A 20,112-nucleotide genomic window follows, 5' to 3' on the forward strand; every position below is an offset into this window, starting at 1 on the left:
TTCGGGCTATGGATCGAGGTCGATGTGCGGCGGCCCTGGCTCCTACACGTGCTCGAACACAGCGGCCTGTCGGCCTGCCGCACATCGCTCTCCGCCACAACTCTAGGGGTAACCGCAGACACAAGCGGGCCATGCCCGCGACCATCACCCGGCGTGCACGCCGGGCTGGCCTACGCGGCGCGTTGCGCGTCCTGCGGCACCAGGCGCAGCCGCGGCGCCACGTCGGCCAGCACCTTGCCCGTGTGCGACAGCAGGCACAAGGTGCCGTCGGCCTCCTCGCTGAGCGCGGTCAGGCTTTCCACCCAGTCACCGTCGTTGGCGTAGATCAGGCCGTCGCGCTGCAGCAGCGAGGCACGATGGATATGGCCGCAGACGATGCCGTCCAGGCTGCGGCGGCGTGCATCGTCCAGCCCCGCCTGCACGAAGCGGGCGATGTAGCGCTCGGCCGCGTCGCTCTGCCGCTTGAGGTACTCGGCCAGCGACCAGTAGCGCAGGCCGAAGCGACGGCGCAGCTGATTGGTCAGGCGGTTGCCGGTGAGGATGCGGTAGTACAGCCAGTCGCCGAACCTTTCCTGCAGCCCGCCGAAATGGGTGATGCCATCGTAGTCGTCGCCGTGGGTCACCAGCAGGCGCCGGCCGTCCAGCGTGGTGTGGATGGCCCGGCGGCGCACCTGCATGGCCGGCAGCACCAGGCCGCAGAACCGGCGGATCGCGCGGTCATGGTTACCCGGCACGTAGATCAGTTCGGTGCCGTCGCGCGCCAGCGCGTGCAACGCCTCGACCACGCGGTTGTGGGCGGCATCCCACGACGCGCGGCGCTGCGCCATCCACCACAGGTCGACGATGTCGCCGACCAGATACAGCCGACGGCAGCGCAGTCCGGACAGGAAGTCGGCGAACTCGGCGGCATGGCAATGTTTGGAGCCGAGATGGACGTCGGAGACGAAGACCGCGCGCCGCATCGGGGGTGGCGCGGTCCGCGGGCTCACGCCGCGGTCTCCACCGGAGGCCGGCGGTCGCCGAGATAGCGCTCGCGCTTCTTCGGACGGATGCGGTGCAGGTCCACTTCGATCAGGCCATCGATCGAGTCGCTGAAATCCGGATCGACGCCGAACGCCAGGAAGCGCGCGCCACCGGGTTCGCACAGGTCGGTGTACTGCCTGTAGAGCATCGGCACGCTCGCCCCGAGCGTGTCGAGATTGGCCTTGAGCACGCGGAATCCGGTGTCGGCATCCAGCGCCTCGAACGACAGCGGCGTGGCGGCGTACTGGAACGGATGCCGGGGCCGGGCGTTGCCACACGCGTCTCCGTAGTAGTGCGTGTAGTAGGCGACGATGCGTTCGCGCGCGTGCGCGGGCAGCGCGGCGCTCATCGACACCGCACCGAACAGGTAGCGCACGCCCGGATGCCGGCGCAGGTAGGCGCCGATGCCCTGCCACAGGTAGTCGATGCTGCGGCTGCCCCAGTACTCCGGCACCACGAAGCTGCGTCCCAGCTCCATGCCGCCCGCCAGGCGCGGCAGCGCGTCGTCGGCGTAGTCGAACAGCGAGGCGGTGTACAGGCCTTTCAGTCCCTGTGCCGCGAGCACCGGCGCACCGCGGGCGATCCGGTACGCACCTGCGATCCTCCGCTGCGACGCGTCCCACAGCACGATGTGCTCGTACCAGGTGTCGAAGGCATCCACGTCCATCCGCTTGCCCGTGCCCTCGCCCACGGCACGGAAGGTCAGTTCGCGCAGGCGTCCGATCTCGCGCAGCAGCGGCGAGCCGCCCGCCAGCCGGCCGACACAGATGCGCTTGCCGTCGGTGGTCTGGCCCAGCACGTCCAGCGCGGCGATGCAGGCCTCCAGCACGTCGGGCGACAACGGCTCGACCAGCCGCTCGGCGACATCGACGGGCTCCGGCGACGCCGGCGTGGCGCGTCGTCCGAGCGCATACAGCGCCGCACGCACACCGGCGATCGCGGATGCGACGTCTTCCTCCGCATCCACGCGCAGCGCCCGTCCGACATGCAACTGCAGGCGCCGTTGGCTGCGGCGGAACATCTCGCGCGCCAGCAGCGCGGTTCCGGCCGGTTTGAACAGCGCCGAGGCGCCATAGAACAGCGGTGAATTGCGCGCCTCCACGCGGATCGGCAGCACCGGCGTCCCGGTGGCGCGGGCGAAGCGCAGGAAGCCGCGACGCCAGCGCGTGTCGCGCACGCCACGCGGACCCAACCGCGAGACTTCACCGGCTGGGAACACGATCACGCATTGCTCGGCCTCCAGCGCCTGTTCCACCGCGCGCACGCTATCGGCCGATGGCTTGCCGCCCAGGATGCGCACCGGCAGCAGCAACTCCGCCAGTGGCGCGATGCCGGCCAGGACGTCGTTCGCGACGATCCTCACGTCCTGCCTCACGCGGCCCACGAGTTGCAGCAGTGCCAGCGCATCCAGCGCGCCGGAGGGATGGTTGGCGACGATCAGCAGCCGGCCTTGCGCGGGAATGCGCCGCTCCTCCGCCGGGTCGGCGATCGTCCGCATGTTGAGATGGTCGATGGCGGCATCGACGAAGGCGAGGCCATGCAGGTGACCATGGTCGGCCAGGAAGGCGTAGGCCTGGTCCAGCTTCGACCAGCGGCCCAGCGTGCGCAGCAACGGCCGGGTCAGCCGGGCGTGACGGCCTCGGAACCAGTGGGGATAACGTTCGGTGATCTGCTGTTCCAGCGGGCGCATGGGCAAGGGCTGGCGGCGGGGTGTCGCCGCGCAGCCTGCGCCCGGCGGGCGACAGCGCCGTGTCCGTTTTCTGGCAGTCCGGTGACAACGCCGGTCGACCTGCCCTTAACCCGGTGGCAACCCTGAACAGCGCAGAATGCACGCACCCGTCCCGGCGTGTATCATGCGCGCCCATCTTTTCATCCGAATCAAAGGATATAAGCCCGATGTCCAGCTACCTGTTCACCTCCGAATCGGTCTCCGAAGGCCATCCGGACAAGATCGCCGACCAGATTTCCGACGCCGTGCTGGACGCGATCCTGGCCCAGGACAAGCGCGCACGCGTGGCCTGCGAGACGCTGGTGAAGACGGGCGCCGCCATCGTGGCCGGCGAAGTCACCACCACCGCGTGGGTGGACATCGAATCGCTGGCCCGCAAGGTGATCAACGACATCGGCTACGACAACTCGGACGTCGGCTTCGACGGCCACACCTGCGCCATCATCAACATGCTGGGCAAGCAGTCGCCCGACATCAACCAGGGCGTCGACCGCAAGAAGCCGGAAGAACAGGGCGCGGGCGACCAGGGCCTGATGTTCGGCTACGCCTGCAACGAGGCGCCGGAATTCATGCCCGCCCCGCTGTACTACAGCCACCGCCTGGTGGAACAGCAGGCCAAGGTGCGCAAGAAGGGCAAGCTGAAGTGGCTGCGTCCCGACGCCAAGTCGCAGGTCACCCTGCGCTACGACGGCAACACCGTGCTCGGTCTCGACGCCGTGGTGCTGTCGACCCAGCACGATCCGGACATCAAGCAGAAGGACCTGATCGAGGCCGTGCGCGCCGAGATCCTGGTGCCCGTGCTGCCGAAGAAGTGGCTGGACGCGCTGCCGAAGAACAAGGTGCACATCAACCCGACGGGCAAGTTCGTCATCGGCGGCCCGGTGGGCGATTGCGGCCTGACCGGCCGCAAGATCATCGTCGACAGCTACGGCGGCATGGCCCGCCACGGCGGCGGCGCGTTCTCGGGCAAGGATCCGTCGAAGGTCGACCGTTCGGCCGCCTACGCCGCGCGCTACGTGGCCAAGAACATCGTGGCCGCCGGCTTGGCCGACAAGTGCGAAGTGCAGGTCTCCTACGCCATCGGCGTGGCCGAGCCGACCTCGATCTCGGTCACCACGTTCGGCACCGGCAAGGTCGGCGACGACGTGATCGAGAAGCTGATCCGCAAGCACTTCGACCTGCGTCCGTACGGCATCACGAAGATGCTGGACCTGGAGCACCCGATCTACCAGCCGACCGCCAGCTACGGCCACTTCGGCCGCAAGCCGAAGGAAATCAGCTACGTCGACGCCGCCGGCAAGAAGCACACCGCGACCACCTTCTCGTGGGAGAAGACCGATCGCGCAGAGGCGCTGCGCAAGGACGCCAAGCTGAAGTGACGACCCGGCGCGCCTGCGGACGCAGGCGCCTTTGCCGGGCCGTCATCCCCGTGCAGGCGGGGATCCCGTGCCTTTGATTCAGAGAACGGGCCGCTCATGCGGCCCGTTTGCTTTGCCGTCATAGAGCGGAGCTTGCTCCGCTGCTTCTGTGCGCGCTCGCCCGCCCCCCCCAGCCGGGCAAGCTGGGCTCTACGCGAGGCGGTGCAACGCCGCGGGAAGAATGGGTTAGCCTGCCCGCCAGTTCTCCTGTGGACACGCCATGGACACCCTGAAAAGCCACCAGCTATCGATGACGGTGCTGATGACCCCGGACATGGCCAACTTCTCCGGCAAGGTCCACGGCGGTGCCATCCTCAAGCTGCTCGACCAGGTGGCCTACGCCTGCGGCAGCCGCTACGCGGGCAAGTACGTGGTCACGCTGTCGGTGGACCAGGTGATGTTCCGCCAGGCGATCAACGTGGGCGAACTGGTGACCTTCCTGGCCTCGGTCAACCACACCGGTATCTCGTCGATGGAAATCGGCATCAAGGTGGTGGCCGAGGACATCCGCAAGCAGAGCGTGCGCCACGCCAACAGCTGCTTCTTCACCATGGTCGCGGTGGACGACGACGGCCGCCCCACCCCGGTGCCCGCGCTGGAACCCGGCACGCCCGACGAGGTCCGCCGCTTCGCCGCCGCTCGCCTGCGCCGGGAGTTGCGCGAGGAAATGGAGCAACGGCATGCCGCCCTGCTCGGCACGAAAGCGCACGCCGTCGACTGAGTACCGCCGGTGACCGACCCGCGCCCGGTACAATGGGCGCATGTCTCTGATGCAATTCCAGCGGGTCGACTTCAGCGTCGGCGGGCCGCTTCTCCTCGAACACGTCGACCTGTCCATCGAACCCGGCGAGCGCGTCTGCATCGTCGGCCGCAATGGCATGGGCAAATCCACGCTGATGCGGCTGATGGCCGGCGAACTGAAGCCGGACGACGGCGAAATCCGCGTGCAGAACGGCGTGGTCGTCGCGCGCATGGCACAGGAGGTGCCGCAGGATACGCAGGGCACGGTGTTCGACGTGGTCGCCGAGGGGCTGGGCGACCTCGGCCAGTTGCTGGCGCGCTACCACCATGCGCTGCACGACGGCGACATGGACGCGATGGGCGACGCCCAGGCGCAGATCGAGGCGCGCAACGGCTGGGACCTGGACCGCCGAGTGCAGCAGGTGCTGGAACGGCTGGAGCTGCCCGAGGAGACCGACTTCGCCGCGCTGTCCGGCGGCATGAAGCGCCGCGTGCTGCTGGCGCAGGCGCTGGTGCGCGATCCCGACATCCTGCTGCTGGACGAACCGACCAACCACCTCGACATCGAGGCGATCGCCTGGCTGGAAGGCTTCCTGAAGTCCTTCGGCGGCAGCATCGTCTTCGTCACCCACGACCGCAGCTTCCTGCGCTCGCTGGCCACCCGCATCCTCGAGATCGACCGCGGCCAGCTGACCAGCTGGCCGGGCGATTACGACAACTACCTGCGCCGTCGCGAAGAGCGGCTGCATGCCGAGGCGCAGGAGAACGCGCGCTTCGACAAGCTGCTGGCGCAGGAGGAAGTCTGGATCCGCCAGGGCATCAAGGCGCGTCGCACGCGCAACGAAGGCCGCGTCACCGCACTGAAGGCGATGCGCCGCGAACGCGCGCAACGCCGGGAACTGTCCGGCAACGTCAAGATGGAAGCCGCCGCCGCGCAGGCGTCCGGCAAGAAGGTCATCGAAGCCACCCACATCACCCAGGCCTACGACGGCCGCACGCTGCTGGACGACGTCTCCGCGACGATCATGCGGGGCGACCGCGTCGGCATCATCGGCCCGAACGGTGCCGGCAAGTCGACGCTGCTGAAGATCCTGCTGGGCGAACTGGCGCCGCAACAGGGCGAGGTGAAGCTGGGCACCGGCCTGCAGATCGCTTATTTCGACCAGCACCGCAGCCAGCTGGACGAATCGCGCACCGCGCTGGAGAACGTGGCCGAAGGCAGCGATTTCGTCGAGATAAACGGCAGCCGCAAGCACGTCATCGGCTACCTGCAGGACTTCCTGTTCTCACCGGAACGCGCGCGTGCACCGATCACCCGCCTGTCCGGCGGCGAGCGCAACCGCCTGCTGCTGGCCAAGCTGTTCGCGCAGGCGTCCAACCTGCTGGTGATGGACGAACCGACCAACGACCTGGACGTGGAGACGCTGGAACTGCTGGAAGAGCTGCTGCTGGACTACAAGGGCACGTTGCTGCTGGTCAGCCACGACCGCGACTTCCTCGACAACGTGGTCACCAGCACGCTGGTGCTGGAAGGCGAAGGCCGCTTGGGCGACTACGTCGGCGGCTATTCGGACTGGCTGCGCCAGCGTCGCGCGCCAGCCGCGGCCACCAGCCCATCCACACCTGCCAAGCCCACCCTGTCGAAGCAGCCCGAGCCGGTCGCCGCCAAGCGCAAGCTCGGCTTCAAGGAAGCGCGCGAACTGGAACAGCTGCCGGCCCTGATCGAAACACTGGAAGCCGAAGTCGCCAGGCGCACCGCCGCAATGAACGACCCGGCGTACTACCAGCAATCGCCGGCGGACCTGCAGCGTGCGAACGAGGAGTTGGCCGCGAAACAGGCGGACCTGGACCGCGCCTACCAGCGCTGGTCGGAGCTGGATGGCTGAGGCGGCGGGATGCTGGTGTGGGAGCGACGTAAGTCGCGATGAAACATCGGTAACACGTCATCGCGACTTACGTCGCTCCCACACCGGGATCCCACATCACCCGGTGTTCTGCACGCCCTGCGACACGCCGTTGATGCTGGCGACCAGCGCGTGCAGCAGCGCGTCGTCCTCGCGGTCGCTGTCGCGCCAGCGCTTCAGCAGGTCGGCCTGCATCACGCTGATCGGGTCGATGTAGGGATTGCGCAGGCGGATCGACAGCGCCAGCCGCTGGTCGTGCTGCAACAGCCACTCGTTGCCGTTGAGCGCCATCACCCACTTCGCCGCGGCGGCATGCTCGTGCTGCACGCGCGGGAAGAATTCGCCGTGCAGGTCGCCCGACATCTTCGAGTACATCTCGGCGATGCTCAGGTCGCCCTTGGCCAGCACCATCGAGATGTCGTCCAGGAAGGTCTTGAAGAACGGCCAGTCGCGCGCCATCTCCTTCAGCGCCTCCTCGCCGTACGTGTCCACGGCGGCCTGCAGGCCGGTACCCACGCCGTACCAGCCGGGAATCACCGCGCGCGCCTGGCTCCACGCGAACACCCACGGGATCGCCCGCAGGTTGCCGAGCGCCGCGTCCTGTCCCAGCCGGCGCGACGGGCGCGAGCCCAGCGTCATCCGCTCGATCACGTCGATCGGCGTGGCGGCACGGAAGTAGTCCATGAAGCGCGGCGACTGCACGAACGCGCGATAGGCCTGCGAGCTCTCCTGCGCGACCAGCGCCATGATCTCGCGCCATGTCGCCTCGCGCGGCTCCGGCGGACGCGGGCGCAGGCTCGACAGCAGCACCGCACCGACCGACTGTTCCAGCGAACGCAGTGCCAGCGCACGGATGCCGTACTTGCGGTGGATCACTTCGCCCTGCTCGGTCACGCGCAGGCGGCCATCGACGCTGCCACGCGGCGCCGCTTCCAGCGCACGCGTGGTCTTGCCGCCGCCGCGGACGATCGAGCCGCCGCGTCCGTGGAAGAACGTCAGCTTGATGTCCAGCTCCTGGGCGGCATCGACCAGGTCGACCTGCGCCCGCTGCAGGCCCCAGCGCGAGGCGGCGATGCCGCCGTCCTTGCCGCTGTCGGAATAGCCCAGCATCACCATCTGCACGTTGTCGCGGGCCGCAAGGTGCGCGCGGTAGACCGGATCGGCCAGCAGGTCGCGCAGCACCCCGGTGCCGTGGCCGAGGTCGTCGATGGTCTCGAACAGCGGCGCGATATCGAGCGGCACCTGTCCTGCGTCATCGACCAGCCCGCCCCGGCGCGCGAGCGCCAGCACGGTCAGCACGTCGGCGCGGCTGTGCGCCATGCTGATGATGTAGGTGCCCAATGCATCGGTGCCGTGGCGCGCGCGCGCATCGGCCAGGGCGCGGAAGACGGCGTCCAGGCGCTCGTTGCCTTCCTGATCCGATGCCGGCAGCACGTTCTTGCCACTGGCGTAGGCACCGAGTTGCGCGGCGCGCTCGACAGCGGCGCGCTCCTCCCATCCGTCATCCCCGAGCGCGCTCGCGACAGCGCGCGCATGCACGCTGGATTCCTGCCGCACGTCCAGTCGCGCGAGGTGGAAGCCGAACGTGCGCACGCGCCAGGCCAGCCGGCGGATCGCGAACCAGCCCGCATGGATGCCGCGGTTGGCTTCCAGGCTGTGCAGGATCAGGTCGACGTCGCCGGCGAGTTCTTCCGGTGACGTGTAGGCCTCGGGCCTGTCTTCCAGCGTGGCCTGCAGGCGCGCGCGCATCAGGTCGTTGAGCAGGCGGTACGGCATGTCGCCGTGGCGCGGGCGCGACTTCTTCGCGGCCTCGGGCATCAGCGCGCGGTACGCTTCCACGCGTGACAGCACCCCGGGCGACACGCCGATCACCGAGGTGGACTGGCTCAGCAGCGTGGTGAGCTGGCGCAGCTCCTTCAGGTAGCGGGTGAGGATGGAGCGGCGCTGTGCATTCAGGGTGGCGGTGATCGTGCCGGCATCCACGTTCGGATTGCCGTCCATGTCGCCGCCCACCCACGTACCGAAGCGCAGGACCCGCGGCAGGTGCGCGGCGACCTGAGGCGCGGCGCCGTAGACGTCGGTGATCGCGTTCTCGAAGGTTTCGTACAGCACCGGAATGACGCGGTAGAGCACTTCGATGAGGTAGAAACCGACGTGTTCGCGCTCGTCCTCGACGCCCGGGCGCACCGGCGACGAATCGGAGGTCTGCCAGGCCGACGTCAGCGCCATGCGGAAGCGCGCGGTGTCGGTGGCCAGTTCGCCCGGCGTGCGCGTGCCGTCCAGCCCGTTGATCAGGCTGGCCACCATCAGCTGCTCCTTCTCCAGCAGCGCGCGGCGCACGGCTTCGGTCGGGTGCGCGGTGAACACCGGCTCCACGTCGATGCGCGGCAGCCAGTCGGCCAGTTCGTCCAGCGTCACGCCCTGCGCCTTGAGCTTGGACAGCGTGTCGTGCAGTCCGTCGGGCTGCGGTCGCGCACTGCCGGCGCGCTGATACTCGCGCCGTCGGCGGATGCGGTGCACGCGCTCGGCGATGTTGACCACCTGGAAATACGTACTGAACGCGCGGATCAGCGCCTCGGCCTGGGCCGGCGCCTGCCCGTCGAGCAGTCCGGCCAGCGACTGCGGCGGTTCGCCCGCCTGACGGCGCGCGATGGCGGTGGTGCGCACGCGCTCCACGTCGGCCAGGAACTGCGGCGACACCTGTTCGGCCAGCATGTCGCCGACCAGGGCGCCCAGACGGCGCACGTCTTCACGCAGGGGGACATCGGGGGGAGCGAATTCGAGACTGCGGGGGCTGTTCATGCGTGGCGCGTGGATCCCGTCGTTCGGTTGGCCTGTATTGGTATTGTCCCGGCGGACAACTGGTCTGCTGCAAGGCAGCATTCCGGAGCCTACCCGATCAGGGGTGATACGTGCGCCATCGTTTCATCCGGAACCAGCGATATAATGGCGCCCCTTCGCCGAGGGGCGCTGCGACCGTGACCTGGAGTCCGGCCAGGCTCGGTGGAACGAACCTGCAACGGCGCCCGGCCAACCTGCGACCCTGATCGCACAGACCGGAGCAATGCCATGAACGCAGTACGCAAGTTCTCGACCGAGGGTGACTACAAAGTCGCCGACATTTCGCTGGCCGATTGGGGCCGCAAGGAACTCGACATCGCCGAGCACGAGATGCCCGGCCTGATGTCGATCCGCCGCAAGCACGCCGCCACCACGCCGCTGAAGGGCGTGCGCGTGACCGGCTCGCTGCACATGACCATCCAGACCGCCGTGCTGATCGAGACGCTGAAGGACATCGGCGCCGACGTGCGCTGGGCCTCGTGCAACATCTTCTCGACGCAGGACCACGCCGCCGCCGCGATCGCCGCGACCGGTACGCCGGTGTTCGCGTGGAAGGGCGAGACGCTGGAAGAGTATTGGGACTGCACGCTGGACGCGCTGTCGTTCCCCGACGGCAAGGGCGGCTTCCTCGGCCCGCAGCTCGTCGTCGATGACGGCGGCGACGTGACGCTGCTGATCCACAAGGGTTACGAGCTGGAACAGGGCGACGAGAGCTGGGTCGACAGCGCATCGGGCAGCCACGAGGAACAGGTGATCAAGGACCTGCTCAAGCGCGTCGCCAAGGAACGCCCGGGCTACTGGACCAGGGTCGTCGCCGACTGGAAGGGCGTGTCGGAAGAAACCACCACCGGCGTGCACCGCCTCTACCAGCTGGCCGAACAGGGCAAGCTGCTGATCCCGGCGATCAACGTCAACGACTCGGTCACCAAGTCGAAGTTCGACAACCTGTACGGCTGCCGCGAGTCGCTGGCCGACGGCCTGAAGCGCGCGCTCGACGTGATGCTGGCCGGCAAGGTCGCCGTGGTCTGCGGCTACGGCGACGTGGGCAAGGGTTCGGCGGCATCGCTGCGCGCCTACGGCGCCCGCGTCATCGTCACCGAGATCGATCCGATCTGCGCGCTGCAGGCGGCGATGGAAGGCTATGAAGTCACCACCGTCGAGGACACCCTCGGCCGCGCCGACATCTACGTCACCACCACCGGCAACAAGGACATCATCACCCTCGCCCACATGAAGGCGATGAAGGACCAGGCGATCGTCTGCAACATCGGCCACTTCGACAACGAGATCCAGGTCGATGCGCTGTACGCCTCGGGCGCCACGCGCACCAACATCAAGCCGCAGGTCGACAAGTTCACGTTCGGCAACGGCAACGCGATCTTCCTGCTCGCCGAAGGCCGCCTGGTGAACCTGGGCTGCGCCACCGGCCACCCGAGCTTCGTGATGTCGAACTCGTTCTCGAACCAGACGCTCGCGCAGATCGACCTGTGGGCGAACAAGGACGCGTACGAGTCTAAGGTCTACATCCTGCCCAAGCAGCTCGACGAGGAAGTCGCGCGCCTGCACCTGGAGAAGATCGGCGTGAAGCTGACCACGCTGACCAAGGACCAGGCCGACTACCTGGGCGTGTCGGTCGAAGGCCCGTACAAGCCGGATCACTACCGCTACTGATCGCTGCGGTTCCGCTGCGACAACGGAACGGGCGCCTTCGGGCGCCCGTTCTGCATTTCACGCAGCGAGTGGCCGTCGCACGCCTTCCTCCGCAACCATTTCGATACCGCTGGGCGCTTGCCTCGCTTCGGCGATCATCGCAAGCTTGGCCGCCGTACCGTCGCCCACGCCTGCATCGGGTCTGCGGCGCGACGACCCAGCACCGGGAGTGGACATGCAACGCGACCAGGGGAGCGGCGGTATCGCGCACCCCGCCGACAAGGCACCATCTTCGACGGAACCCCGGTTGGGCGAAAAGGTCGGCTACGGCGTCGGCGACTTCGGCTTCAATCTCTACTGGGCGAACATCTCGGCGTTCCTGCTGATCTTCTACACCGACGTGATGGGGCTGGCCGCCGCCGCGGTCGGCACCATGATGCTGGTCACCAAGATCGTGGATGCCGTCACCGACCCGTTGATGGGCGCATTGGCCGATCGCACCCGCAGCCGCTTCGGCCGCTTCCGTCCCTACCTGCTCTACGGCGCGCTGCCGCTGGCGTTCACCGGCGTGCTGACCTGGACCGTGCCCGACCTGGGCGACGGCGGAAAACTGGTGTGGGCCTATGCGACCTTCACCCTGATGATGCTCGCCTACACCGTGCTGAGCATCCCCTACTCCGCGCTGTCGGGCGTGATCACCGCCGACAGCCAGCAGCGCACGCAGCTGATCAGCTTCCGCTTCATCGCGGCGTTCGCCGGCACGATGGCGGTGAACTGGCTGACGCTGGACCTGGTGCGCTGGCTGGGACGCGGCGACGAAGCGCTGGGTTGGCAGCTGACATTGTCGCTGTACGGCGTGATCGCCACGGCGGCCTTCGTCACGGTGGCGCTGACCACGCGGGAACGCGTGGCGCCGCCGGCCCAGCAGGCCAGCAACGTGCGCCAGGATGTCGTCGACCTGCTGCACAACCGGCCGTGGATGGTGCTGTTCGCGCTGGCCCTGATCATCATGGTGACCATCGTGATGCGCGGTGGCTCACTGGCCTACTACCTGAAGTACCACCTCGGACGGCCCGACCTGACCGGCTTGTTCCTGGGCACCTACGCGCTCGCCCTGGCCGTCGGCGCCGGGCTGACGCCGTTGATGACGCGCTACGTGGACAAGCGGCGACTGATGGCAGGGCTGATGGCGGGCGTCGGAATAGCGAGTTGCGCAATGTTCTTCATCCCGCCCGGATCCGTCTGGTGGATGTTCGCCCTCAATCTGCTGGTCGGGCTGATGCTGGGCCCCAAATCGCCGTTGGCGTTCTCCATGTACGCCGACTGCGCCGACTACACCGAGTGGAAGACCGGACGCCGTGCCACCGCGATGACCTTCGCCGCAGCGACGTTCTCGCAGAAGCTCGGCGGTGCGCTGGCCTCGGCCACGATCGCATGGATCCTCGCAGCCATGGGCTACGTGGCGAACGCGTCGCAGTCGGACGCATCGCGGCTGGGCATCGTGCTGCTGCTGACGGTGATTCCGGGCGGCGTCGCGCTGCTGGCGGCGTGGGTGATGCGCTTCTATCCCCTCGACGGCGCCACCCTCGCGCAGGTGCAGGCCGACCTGCGGGCGCGGCGGGAGGTAACGGCATGACGGACGTCCCGTACGGCTTCCAGGAAGCAGGCCGCCGCTTCGTCCTGACCAGCCCCACCGCGATGCCCTCCGCGTCGACGTTCCTGTGGAACCGCCGGATGCTGCTGCAGCTCAACTGCCGCGGCTTCGCCACCGCGCAGTTCATGCAGCCGGAGCCGGCCAAGTACGCGCACGCGCCTACGCTGGAGGCCAAGACCTTCATGCAGCCGGAGCAGCCGTATTACGCGCACCATCCGGGCCGCTTCTGCTACGTGAAGGACGAGGAGGACGGCGCGCTGTTCTCGGTACCGCACGAGCCGGTGCGCCGCGCGCCGGAGGCCTTCGCGTTTTCGGTCGGCCTGAGCGACGTCGCGTGGCGCGTGCAGTGCGCGGGCATCGAGGTGGAAATGAGCGTCGTGCTGCCCACCGACGACGTGGCGGAACTGTGGACGCTGCGCGTGCGCAACCGCGCCGGCCGGCGACGACGGGTGAGCCTGTATCCGTATTTCCCGGTCGGCTACATGTCATGGATGAACCAGTCCGGCCGCCATCGCGCCGAGCTGGGCGGCATCGTCTGCGACAGCATCGCGCCGTACCAGAAGGTCGAGGACTACTTCCGCCAGCGCGACTTCAAGGACCGCACCGTGCTGCTCTACGAACAGGCACCGGATGCGTGGGAGGCCAACCAGGCGCAGTTCGAAGGCGAAGGCGGGTTGCACGCGCCGCAGGCCATCGCCGGCCAGGATCGCCTGGGCGGCGGCGACGCGGCCTACGAGATGCCCACCGCGGTGCTGCAGTATCGCGTCGACCTGGAGGACGACGAGGTACGGGAGTATCGCTTCGTGTTCGCGCCCGCGCGCGACGACGACGAGATCCGGCAGCTCCGCACCCGGCATCTGTCGCCGCACGGGTTTTCCGACGCCGCTGCCGCCGGCGGGGCATACATCGATGCCGGTAGCGGCTGCCTGAGCATCGAAACGCCCGACCCCTGGCTGGATGCCTTCGCCAACCATTGGCTGCCTCGGCAGGTGTTCTACCACGGCGACGTGAATCGCCTGACGACGGACCCGCAGACGCGCAACTACCTGCAGGACCACATGGGCATGGGCTACCTGCGCCCCGAGGTTGCGCGCACCGCTTTCCTGCATGCGCTCTCGCAGCAGGAACCGTCGGGCGCGATGCCGGACGGCATCCTGCTGACGGAAGGCGCGGAGCTGAAGTACATCAACCAGATTCCCCACACCGACCACGCGGTCTGGCTGCCGGTCTGCCTGCGCGCCTACCTGGACGAAACCGGCGACGATGCCCTGCTGGACGCGCCGGTGACCGATCGCGAGGGTCACGTCGCAACGGTGTCCGAGCGCATCACCCGGGCGATGCGCTGGCTGCTGCAGGCCCGCGACGCACGCGGTCTCAGCTACATCGCACAGGGCGACTGGTGCGATCCGATGAACATGGTGGGCTGGCGTGGACGCGGCGTGTCCGGCTGGCTGACGCTGGCCACCGCCCACGCGCTGAAGCAGTGGGCGGAGATCTGTGCGCGACGCGGTGAGGATGCGCTCGCCGGGGAATGCCGCCAGGGGGCGGACGCCTGCAACAACGCCATGGATAGCCACCTCTGGGATGGCGACTGGTACGGCCGCGGCATCACCGATGACGGCGTCGCCTTCGGCGTCGGCAACGATCGGGAAGGCCGCATCTTCCTGAATCCCCAGAGCTGGGCCATGTTGAGTGGCGCCGCCGACGCGGCCAAACGCACGCGCATGCTGGCCGCCATCGATGCGCACCTGGTATCGCCCTACGGCGTGGCGATGTTCGACCCGCCGTACACGCGCATGCGCGAGGACGTGGGCCGGGTGACACAGAAGTTCCCCGGCTCGGCGGAGAACGGTTCGGTCTACAACCATGCCGCGGCGTTCTACCTCTACAGCCTCTATCGGGTCGGTGACGCCGACCGGGCCTGGCAGGTGTTGCGCGCCATGCTACCGATGCCCGACGCCACCGACTGCCTGCAGCGCGGGCAGTTGCCGGTGTTCGTGCCGAACTACTACCGCGGCGCGTGGCGCCTGCATCCGCGTACCGCGGGCCGTTCCAGCCAGTTGTTCAACACCGGCACGGCGGCGTGGCTGTACCGCTGCCTGGTGGAGGAACTGTTCGGGCTGCGTGGCGAGGGCGATGCGCTGCGGATCGCGCCGCAGCTGCCCTCGCACTGGCGGTCGGCGCGCGCGACGCGCAGCTTCCGGGGCGCGACGTTCGAGGTCGCCATCGAACGGGTGGACGGCATCGCGGAGACGCGGGTCGCCGTGGATGGTGTCTGGCAGGACGACACCAGGCTGCGCGGCTTCGACGCTGGCCGCACGTACCAGGTGCGCGTCGAGCTGCCGGCATGAGCGGGCACGTCCGCGTCGTCGTGGTGATGGGCGTGTCGGGCAGCGGCAAGACCACGCTGGCGCGCGCCTTGGCCGATGCCTGGCCGGCGACGTTCCTCGATGCCGACGACGTCCACAGCCTGGCCGCGAAAACGCGGATGGCTGGAGGTCAGCCACTCACCGACCGCATGCGCGCGCCCTGGGTGCGCCGGATCGCCTTGGACCTGCAACGCCGGGTGGCGGCGGGCGAGCGCGTGGTGCTGGCGTTCTCCGGCCTGCGCCAGCGTCATCGCGACCGGCTGCGTGCGACCGGACTGCCGATGAAATTCCTGTTCCTGCACGGCGACGCGGCGCTGATCGCGGCGCGTATGCAGGCACGTCGTGGCCATTACATGCCGGCATCGCTGCTGGACAGCCAGTTCGCCACGCTGGAGACGCCCGTGGACGAAGCCGATGTCGTGCGGATCGACGCGGCCGAACCGCCCGCCGTACAGCTGCGGCTTGCCTTGGCGGCGCTGCAGCCGGATTGAGCGGACGCTACGGACGCCAGTTGGCATTGCGCTCCCAGAACGCGACGCTCCGCCGATAGGCCTCGCGATCGATCGGCACGCCCGAGCCACCCTCCTCCACGCCCAGCGCGTTGCGCATCATCGTGATGGGCGCCATCGGGATCTCTTCCGGCGTCTGCGTGTACAGGCAACCGACGATGCCCCAGTCGCCCTCGATCGGCGCCCCCTCCTTCGCCAGCTGCACCGCGCTGTAGAGGATCACGACCAGGTAGTCGGCCACCGGCGGTTCCACGCCTTCGAACCAGCGCACCAGCACGGGCAGTTCGGACGACGAGCGCGCCTCGTAGGACGAGCGGAGCAGATGCCGGTTGTCGTCGGTGATGGGGACCGTCAGGCAGCGGGTCGACGTCCAGTTGCGATGCACGTGCAGCCGGCAGAACGGCGCATAGCCGTCGAGCACGGCCACGGGCGCTTCCCCGCTGAGGCGCTGCTCGAAAGCTTCGGGAGTGCAGTCCTGGATGGCATTGCGGCGCCGGTCGGCGGGAAAGAGGCGGGTGCGGGCGAACGGGGTGAGGACGATCGTCATGCAGTGGCCTCCGGAATCATCGCGACAGCGTACCCGCGACGCCCTGTCGCCGCGTCCGGCGCCGTGCATGCCGTCGGGAGCGCGAGTTGATCAACATCCATCCGGATGAAGCGATATACTTCCCGCACGACCCGAACGGCGCTGCCCATGCCCTCCCTGAGTTTCGAGTTCTACCCGCCCAAGACCGACGAGCAGCGCGCGCAGCTGGACCGCACCGCCGGCAAGCTGAAGGCGTATGGACCGGAATATGTGTCCTGCACGTTCGGCGCGGGCGGCTCCACGCTCAGCTACACCTCCGAGACGGTCCGCCACCTCAACCAGCACCATGGTTTCGACGCCGCGCCGCACCTGTCCTGCGTGGGCGGCAGCCGCGAGGAAATCCGCGAACTGCTGCGCCTCTATCGCGCGCTGGGCTGCAAGCGCATCGTCGCGCTGCGCGGCGACCTGCCGTCCGGCATGGGGCATCCAGGCGACCTGCGCTACGCGTCGGAGCTGATCGACTTCATCCGGGCCGAGCATGGCGACACCTTCCACATCGAAGTCGGCGCCTACCCCGAGACGCATCCGCAGGCGGAAGACGCGCTGACCGACCTGCGCCACTTCAAGGCCAAGGTCGACGCCGGTGCGGACGGCGCGATCACCCAGTACTTCTACAACCCGGATGCGTATTTCCACTTCGTCGATGCGGTGCGCAGGCTGGGCGTGGAGATTCCGATCATTCCGGGCATCATGCCGATCTCCAACTTCTCGCAGTTGCGGCGGTTCTCGGAAGCCTGCGGGGCGGAGATCCCGCGCTGGATCGGCAAGCGCATGCAGGCGCTCGGCGACGACGCCGAGGCGATCCGCGATTTCGGCGCCGACGTGGTGGCCAACCTGTGCGAACGCCTCGTCGCAGGCGGCGCACCGTCGCTGCATTTCTACACGCTCAATCTGGCCAAGCCGACCCAGACCGTCCTGTCGCGGCTGGGCTGGAAGGCCTGAGTTCCCTGCTGGCCGTCCGACCGGCAGGTGAATGGCAACGCCGTTCCGTGCGCGCGTGCCATGACCGGATGGACGCGCCGCATTAGGCTGCGGCATGCGATCCGTTCTCCTCCTCGCCTGCCTGTTGGTCCTCGCCGGATTTCGTGCGCCACCCGCGGCGGCTCAACAGCAGGGCGTGCAGCGTTGCACCACGATGTCCGGCGAAACGGTCTACACCGACAAGCGCTGCGAGGACGTGGGCGCCATGGATCGCCTGCCGTCGACCACCAGCACGAACCCCACCGGTGCGCTGTACCGCGGCGGCTGTTCGCGCACGCTCAGCGACCTGGTGATGCAGGTGTCGTCCGCGATCCAGGCACGGGACGTGAACCGCCTCGCCGGGGTCTACCACTGGACGGGCACGTCGGATGCCGGCGCGCTGCGCGTCCTCGACCGGCTGGACGTCGTGGTGCAGCGCCCGCTGGTCGATATCGTGCCGATCCGCCCCGCCCCCGCACCGGTACTCGATGCGGAAGGCGCGGTGGTCGATGCGAACCAGGACGGCTACTACCCGCAGACCACCACCCAACGGCAGCGTCCGGTCGGACTGCGCGTGGTACAGACGCTGAAGAACAGCGCGACGCCCGCGGACACGACGTTCGGATTGCGGCGGGCCTACAACTGCTTCTGGATCACGCTCTAGCGGGCGTCGGCATCCTCAGGCGCGCGCGACGGCATGCCACCCGGCTCGTCGGACGGCGCGCCGCGATCCGGCGTGAACCGCAGCGTGGCCACCACCCCCTTCGGCTCGCCCGGGCGCACGCCCACCTGCCACCCGTACAACGCGCACAGGCGGCTGACGATCGACAGGCCGATGCCGCCACCCTGCGAGTGCCCGGCATGGGTGCCACGGTAGCCACGTTCGAACAGGCGCGCCGCGTCCTCCTTGCTCAGGCCGGGACCGGAGTCGATCACCTCCACGGCATCCGGCAGCAGGCGCACGACCACCTCGCCTTCCTTGGTGTACTTCACCGCGTTGCCGATCAGGTTGCCCAAGGCGACCGACAGCGCGGCCTCGGGCGAATCGACGGTCACACCGCCCTCGCCTTCGACGCGCAGCACCAGCGGCTTGCCGCCCAAGGTCGCGCGATGTGCGTCGAGCAACTGGTCGACGACGCGCGCGACATCGGTGTTGCCATGCCCGCGCTCGTTGCGCGACAACAACAGCAGCGCGCTGATCAGGTCCGTGCACTGCTGCTCGGCGCGCTGGATGCGCTGGATGCGGGTGCGCGTCTTCTCGTCCATGTCGGGACGCGACAGCATCAGCTCGACCGAACCGCGGATGATGGCCAGCGGCGTACGCAGCTCGTGGCTGACGTCGGCGTTGAACTCGCGGTCGCGTTGCACGACTTCGGTCAGGCGGCCGGAGTAGTCGTCCAGTGCCTTGGCGAGCTCACCGACCTCGTCCTGCGGGAAATGCGGGGCAAGCGGGCGCGGGTTGCTGCTGCCGCGGTAAGCACGTAGCCGCGCCGCCAGTTCGGACACCGGGCTCATCACGCGGGAGGCGGACCACCAGCCTATCAGGAGGGATATCGCCGTAAACACGACAACGACGCCCACCAAGGCGTTGTTGAACTTGCTCTTCGCTTTGACCGACTCGGTCTTGTCATAGGCGATGAAAAACCAAGCCTCCGGAGTCTTCTGGACCGCAAGCCAGTAAGAAAATGGCGATCCGTCCTGATCCGTGCCACTTACGGTATGGATACCGTTCGGAAGTTCGTACCACTCGGGTTGATCGACCTTCAACTGCGCGAACTTGTCCGGCGCAAACGCGTAGGCACGCATCGTCTGCACGCGGAGATCGCGCTCTCGCCCCCCGCTTTCCACGTAGCGTCGCTGATACTCGCTGATGTTCTGATTGATCGCGTCGACGACCAGATCTTCTTCAACACGATTCCGCACCCAGTTCGCCGAGAACGCCAGCAACAAGGTCAGGCCGAAGCCCAGCAGCACGAACGACAGGATGATGCGGGTGCGCAGCCGCCGCCGGAAGCGGCGGTGGCGGCGGGGTTTCGACGACTCAGTTGCTGGCATCGGGCGCGGCGATGCGGTATCCGATGCCGTGGCGCGTCTGGATGTAGGGCGAGTCGAACGGCTTGTCCACCACGGCGCGCAGGCCGTGGATGTGCACGCGCAGGGAATCCGAGTCCGGCAGCTCCTCGCCCCACACGCGCGTTTCCAGTTCCTGACGCGTCACCACGGCGGGCGACGCTTCCATCAAGGCCTGCAGGATCTTCAAGGCGGTCGGGTTCAACTGCAGCAGCTTGCCCTGGCGACGGACTTCCAGCGTGTCCAAGTTGTACTCCAGTTCGCCGACTTCCAGCACGCGCGTCTGCACGCCCTTGCCGCGGCGCGACAGCGCGTTCAGACGCACCTCGACTTCCTGCAGCGCGAACGGCTTGATCAGGTAGTCGTCGGCACCGGAATCGAAGCCGGCCAGCTTGTTGTCCAGCGAATCGCGCGCGGTCAGCATCAGCACCGGCGTCTGCTTGCGCGCCTCGTTGCGGAGCTTGCGGCAGACCTCCAGCCCGTCCATGCCAGGCAGGTTGAGGTCGAGGACGATCGCATCGAACTCATGCACCACCGCCAAGTGCAGACCAGTCACGCCGTCGGCCGCGAAGTCGACGGTATGCCCCCGCTCTTCCAGGTAGTCGCCCAGGTTGGCGGCGATGTCGCTGTTGTCTTCAATGACCAAGATGCGCATCGT

15 protein-coding genes and 1 riboswitch are annotated in these 20,112 nt (G+C 68.1%); of the genes, 9 read left to right on the forward strand and 6 right to left on the reverse strand.

Annotated elements, in window-relative coordinates; genetic code table 11:
• Positions 1–170: 170 nt before the first annotated feature.
• Positions 171–962, reverse strand: a complete 792-nt coding sequence (locus CSC78_RS05420; RefSeq protein ID WP_162337063.1) for a UDP-2,3-diacylglucosamine diphosphatase — start codon at positions 960–962, stop codon at positions 171–173.
• A 23-nt stretch (positions 963–985) separates the two neighbouring features.
• Complete coding sequence (locus CSC78_RS05425) at positions 986–2,713, reverse strand: lysophospholipid acyltransferase family protein (RefSeq protein WP_162336897.1); 1,728 nt, start codon at positions 2,711–2,713, stop codon at positions 986–988.
• A 206-nt stretch (positions 2,714–2,919) separates the two neighbouring features.
• On the opposite strand from CSC78_RS05425, the gene metK reads away from it, so the two are divergent.
• The 3 genes from metK to CSC78_RS05440 all read left to right on the forward strand — a co-directional run bounded on the left by metK (position 2,920) and on the right by CSC78_RS05440 (position 6,797).
• Positions 2,920–4,131: a methionine adenosyltransferase gene (metK, locus tag CSC78_RS05430; RefSeq protein WP_162336898.1), complete on the forward strand. Its 1,212-nt coding sequence runs from the start codon at positions 2,920–2,922 to the stop codon at positions 4,129–4,131.
• Positions 4,132–4,390: 259 nt separating this feature from the next.
• On the forward strand, positions 4,391–4,891 hold the full coding sequence (locus CSC78_RS05435; RefSeq protein ID WP_162336899.1) for an acyl-CoA thioesterase: 501 nt from the start codon (positions 4,391–4,393) through the stop codon (positions 4,889–4,891).
• Positions 4,892–4,931: 40 nt separating this feature from the next.
• Complete coding sequence (locus CSC78_RS05440; RefSeq protein WP_162336900.1) at positions 4,932–6,797, forward strand: ATP-binding cassette domain-containing protein; 1,866 nt, start codon at positions 4,932–4,934, stop codon at positions 6,795–6,797.
• 96 nt (positions 6,798–6,893) lie between these two features.
• Here the strand turns inward: CSC78_RS05440 and ppc are convergent, their stop codons facing one another.
• The gene (ppc, locus tag CSC78_RS05445; RefSeq protein ID WP_162336901.1) at positions 6,894–9,617 is read right to left on the reverse strand and encodes a phosphoenolpyruvate carboxylase; all 2,724 of its coding nucleotides are present in this window, start codon (positions 9,615–9,617) and stop codon (positions 6,894–6,896) included.
• A gap of 154 nt (positions 9,618–9,771) precedes the next feature.
• A riboswitch (S-adenosyl-L-homocysteine riboswitch) is annotated at positions 9,772–9,850 on the forward strand.
• A gap of 34 nt (positions 9,851–9,884) precedes the next feature.
• Between ppc and ahcY the strand changes: the two genes are divergently transcribed.
• The 4 genes from ahcY to CSC78_RS05465 all read left to right on the forward strand — a co-directional run bounded on the left by ahcY (position 9,885) and on the right by CSC78_RS05465 (position 15,820).
• Complete coding sequence (ahcY, locus tag CSC78_RS05450) at positions 9,885–11,327, forward strand: adenosylhomocysteinase (RefSeq protein ID WP_162336902.1); 1,443 nt, start codon at positions 9,885–9,887, stop codon at positions 11,325–11,327.
• Positions 11,328–11,541: 214 nt separating this feature from the next.
• A complete protein-coding gene (locus CSC78_RS05455; RefSeq protein WP_162336903.1) occupies positions 11,542–12,942 on the forward strand; it encodes an MFS transporter in 1,401 nt (466 codons plus the stop codon).
• Positions 12,939–15,311 (forward strand): GH36-type glycosyl hydrolase domain-containing protein, encoded by a 2,373-nt coding sequence (locus tag CSC78_RS05460; protein WP_162336904.1) that lies wholly within the window; start codon positions 12,939–12,941, stop codon positions 15,309–15,311. The genes CSC78_RS05455 and CSC78_RS05460 overlap by 4 nt, the downstream gene beginning before the upstream one ends.
• Complete coding sequence (locus tag CSC78_RS05465) at positions 15,308–15,820, forward strand: gluconokinase (RefSeq protein WP_162336905.1); 513 nt, start codon at positions 15,308–15,310, stop codon at positions 15,818–15,820. Before CSC78_RS05460 ends, CSC78_RS05465 begins: the two co-directional genes overlap by 4 nt.
• A gap of 7 nt (positions 15,821–15,827) precedes the next feature.
• Here CSC78_RS05465 and CSC78_RS05470 read toward each other — a convergent pair whose 3' ends face one another.
• Positions 15,828–16,385: a DUF3228 family protein gene (locus CSC78_RS05470; protein WP_162336906.1), complete on the reverse strand. Its 558-nt coding sequence runs from the start codon at positions 16,383–16,385 to the stop codon at positions 15,828–15,830.
• Between the two features lie 147 nt (positions 16,386–16,532).
• Between CSC78_RS05470 and metF the strand changes: the two genes are divergently transcribed.
• The gene (metF, locus tag CSC78_RS05475; RefSeq protein WP_162336907.1) at positions 16,533–17,366 is read left to right on the forward strand and encodes a methylenetetrahydrofolate reductase [NAD(P)H]; all 834 of its coding nucleotides are present in this window, start codon (positions 16,533–16,535) and stop codon (positions 17,364–17,366) included.
• A 94-nt stretch (positions 17,367–17,460) separates the two neighbouring features.
• Positions 17,461–18,048: a hypothetical protein gene (locus CSC78_RS05480; protein ID WP_162336908.1), complete on the forward strand. Its 588-nt coding sequence runs from the start codon at positions 17,461–17,463 to the stop codon at positions 18,046–18,048.
• Here CSC78_RS05480 and CSC78_RS05485 read toward each other — a convergent pair.
• Together CSC78_RS05485 and CSC78_RS05490 are read right to left on the reverse strand one after the other, a co-directional pair.
• The gene (locus CSC78_RS05485) at positions 18,045–19,439 is read right to left on the reverse strand and encodes a sensor histidine kinase (RefSeq protein ID WP_162336909.1); all 1,395 of its coding nucleotides are present in this window, start codon (positions 19,437–19,439) and stop codon (positions 18,045–18,047) included. The two genes, CSC78_RS05480 and CSC78_RS05485, sit on opposite strands and share 4 nt — an antisense overlap.
• Positions 19,426–20,109: a response regulator transcription factor gene (locus CSC78_RS05490; RefSeq protein ID WP_093487792.1), complete on the reverse strand. Its 684-nt coding sequence runs from the start codon at positions 20,107–20,109 to the stop codon at positions 19,426–19,428. The genes CSC78_RS05485 and CSC78_RS05490 overlap by 14 nt, the downstream gene beginning before the upstream one ends.
• Positions 20,110–20,112 lie beyond the last annotated feature (3 nt).

Origin of the sequence: Pseudoxanthomonas japonensis, from assembly GCF_010093445.1 — a bacterium.
GTDB classification, from domain to species: domain Bacteria; phylum Pseudomonadota; class Gammaproteobacteria; order Xanthomonadales; family Xanthomonadaceae; genus Pseudoxanthomonas_A; species Pseudoxanthomonas_A japonensis.

Coding starts and splice junctions, on each gene's coding strand:
- CSC78_RS05420 (WP_162337063.1), bottom strand. CDS start 962: ATGCGGCGCGCGGTCTTCGTCTCCGACGTCCATCTCGGCTCCAAACAT.
- CSC78_RS05425 (WP_162336897.1), bottom strand. CDS start 2,713: ATGCGCCCGCTGGAACAGCAGATCACCGAACGTTATCCCCACTGGTTC.
- metK (WP_162336898.1), top strand. CDS start 2,920: ATGTCCAGCTACCTGTTCACCTCCGAATCGGTCTCCGAAGGCCATCCG.
- CSC78_RS05435 (WP_162336899.1), top strand. CDS start 4,391: ATGGACACCCTGAAAAGCCACCAGCTATCGATGACGGTGCTGATGACC.
- CSC78_RS05440 (WP_162336900.1), top strand. CDS start 4,932: ATGTCTCTGATGCAATTCCAGCGGGTCGACTTCAGCGTCGGCGGGCCG.
- ppc (WP_162336901.1), bottom strand. CDS start 9,617: ATGAACAGCCCCCGCAGTCTCGAATTCGCTCCCCCCGATGTCCCCCTG.
- ahcY (WP_162336902.1), top strand. CDS start 9,885: ATGAACGCAGTACGCAAGTTCTCGACCGAGGGTGACTACAAAGTCGCC.
- CSC78_RS05455 (WP_162336903.1), top strand. CDS start 11,542: ATGCAACGCGACCAGGGGAGCGGCGGTATCGCGCACCCCGCCGACAAG.
- CSC78_RS05460 (WP_162336904.1), top strand. CDS start 12,939: ATGACGGACGTCCCGTACGGCTTCCAGGAAGCAGGCCGCCGCTTCGTC.
- CSC78_RS05465 (WP_162336905.1), top strand. CDS start 15,308: ATGAGCGGGCACGTCCGCGTCGTCGTGGTGATGGGCGTGTCGGGCAGC.
- CSC78_RS05470 (WP_162336906.1), bottom strand. CDS start 16,385: ATGACGATCGTCCTCACCCCGTTCGCCCGCACCCGCCTCTTTCCCGCC.
- metF (WP_162336907.1), top strand. CDS start 16,533: ATGCCCTCCCTGAGTTTCGAGTTCTACCCGCCCAAGACCGACGAGCAG.
- CSC78_RS05480 (WP_162336908.1), top strand. CDS start 17,461: ATGCGATCCGTTCTCCTCCTCGCCTGCCTGTTGGTCCTCGCCGGATTT.
- CSC78_RS05485 (WP_162336909.1), bottom strand. CDS start 19,439: ATGCCAGCAACTGAGTCGTCGAAACCCCGCCGCCACCGCCGCTTCCGG.
- CSC78_RS05490 (WP_093487792.1), bottom strand. CDS start 20,109: ATGCGCATCTTGGTCATTGAAGACAACAGCGACATCGCCGCCAACCTG.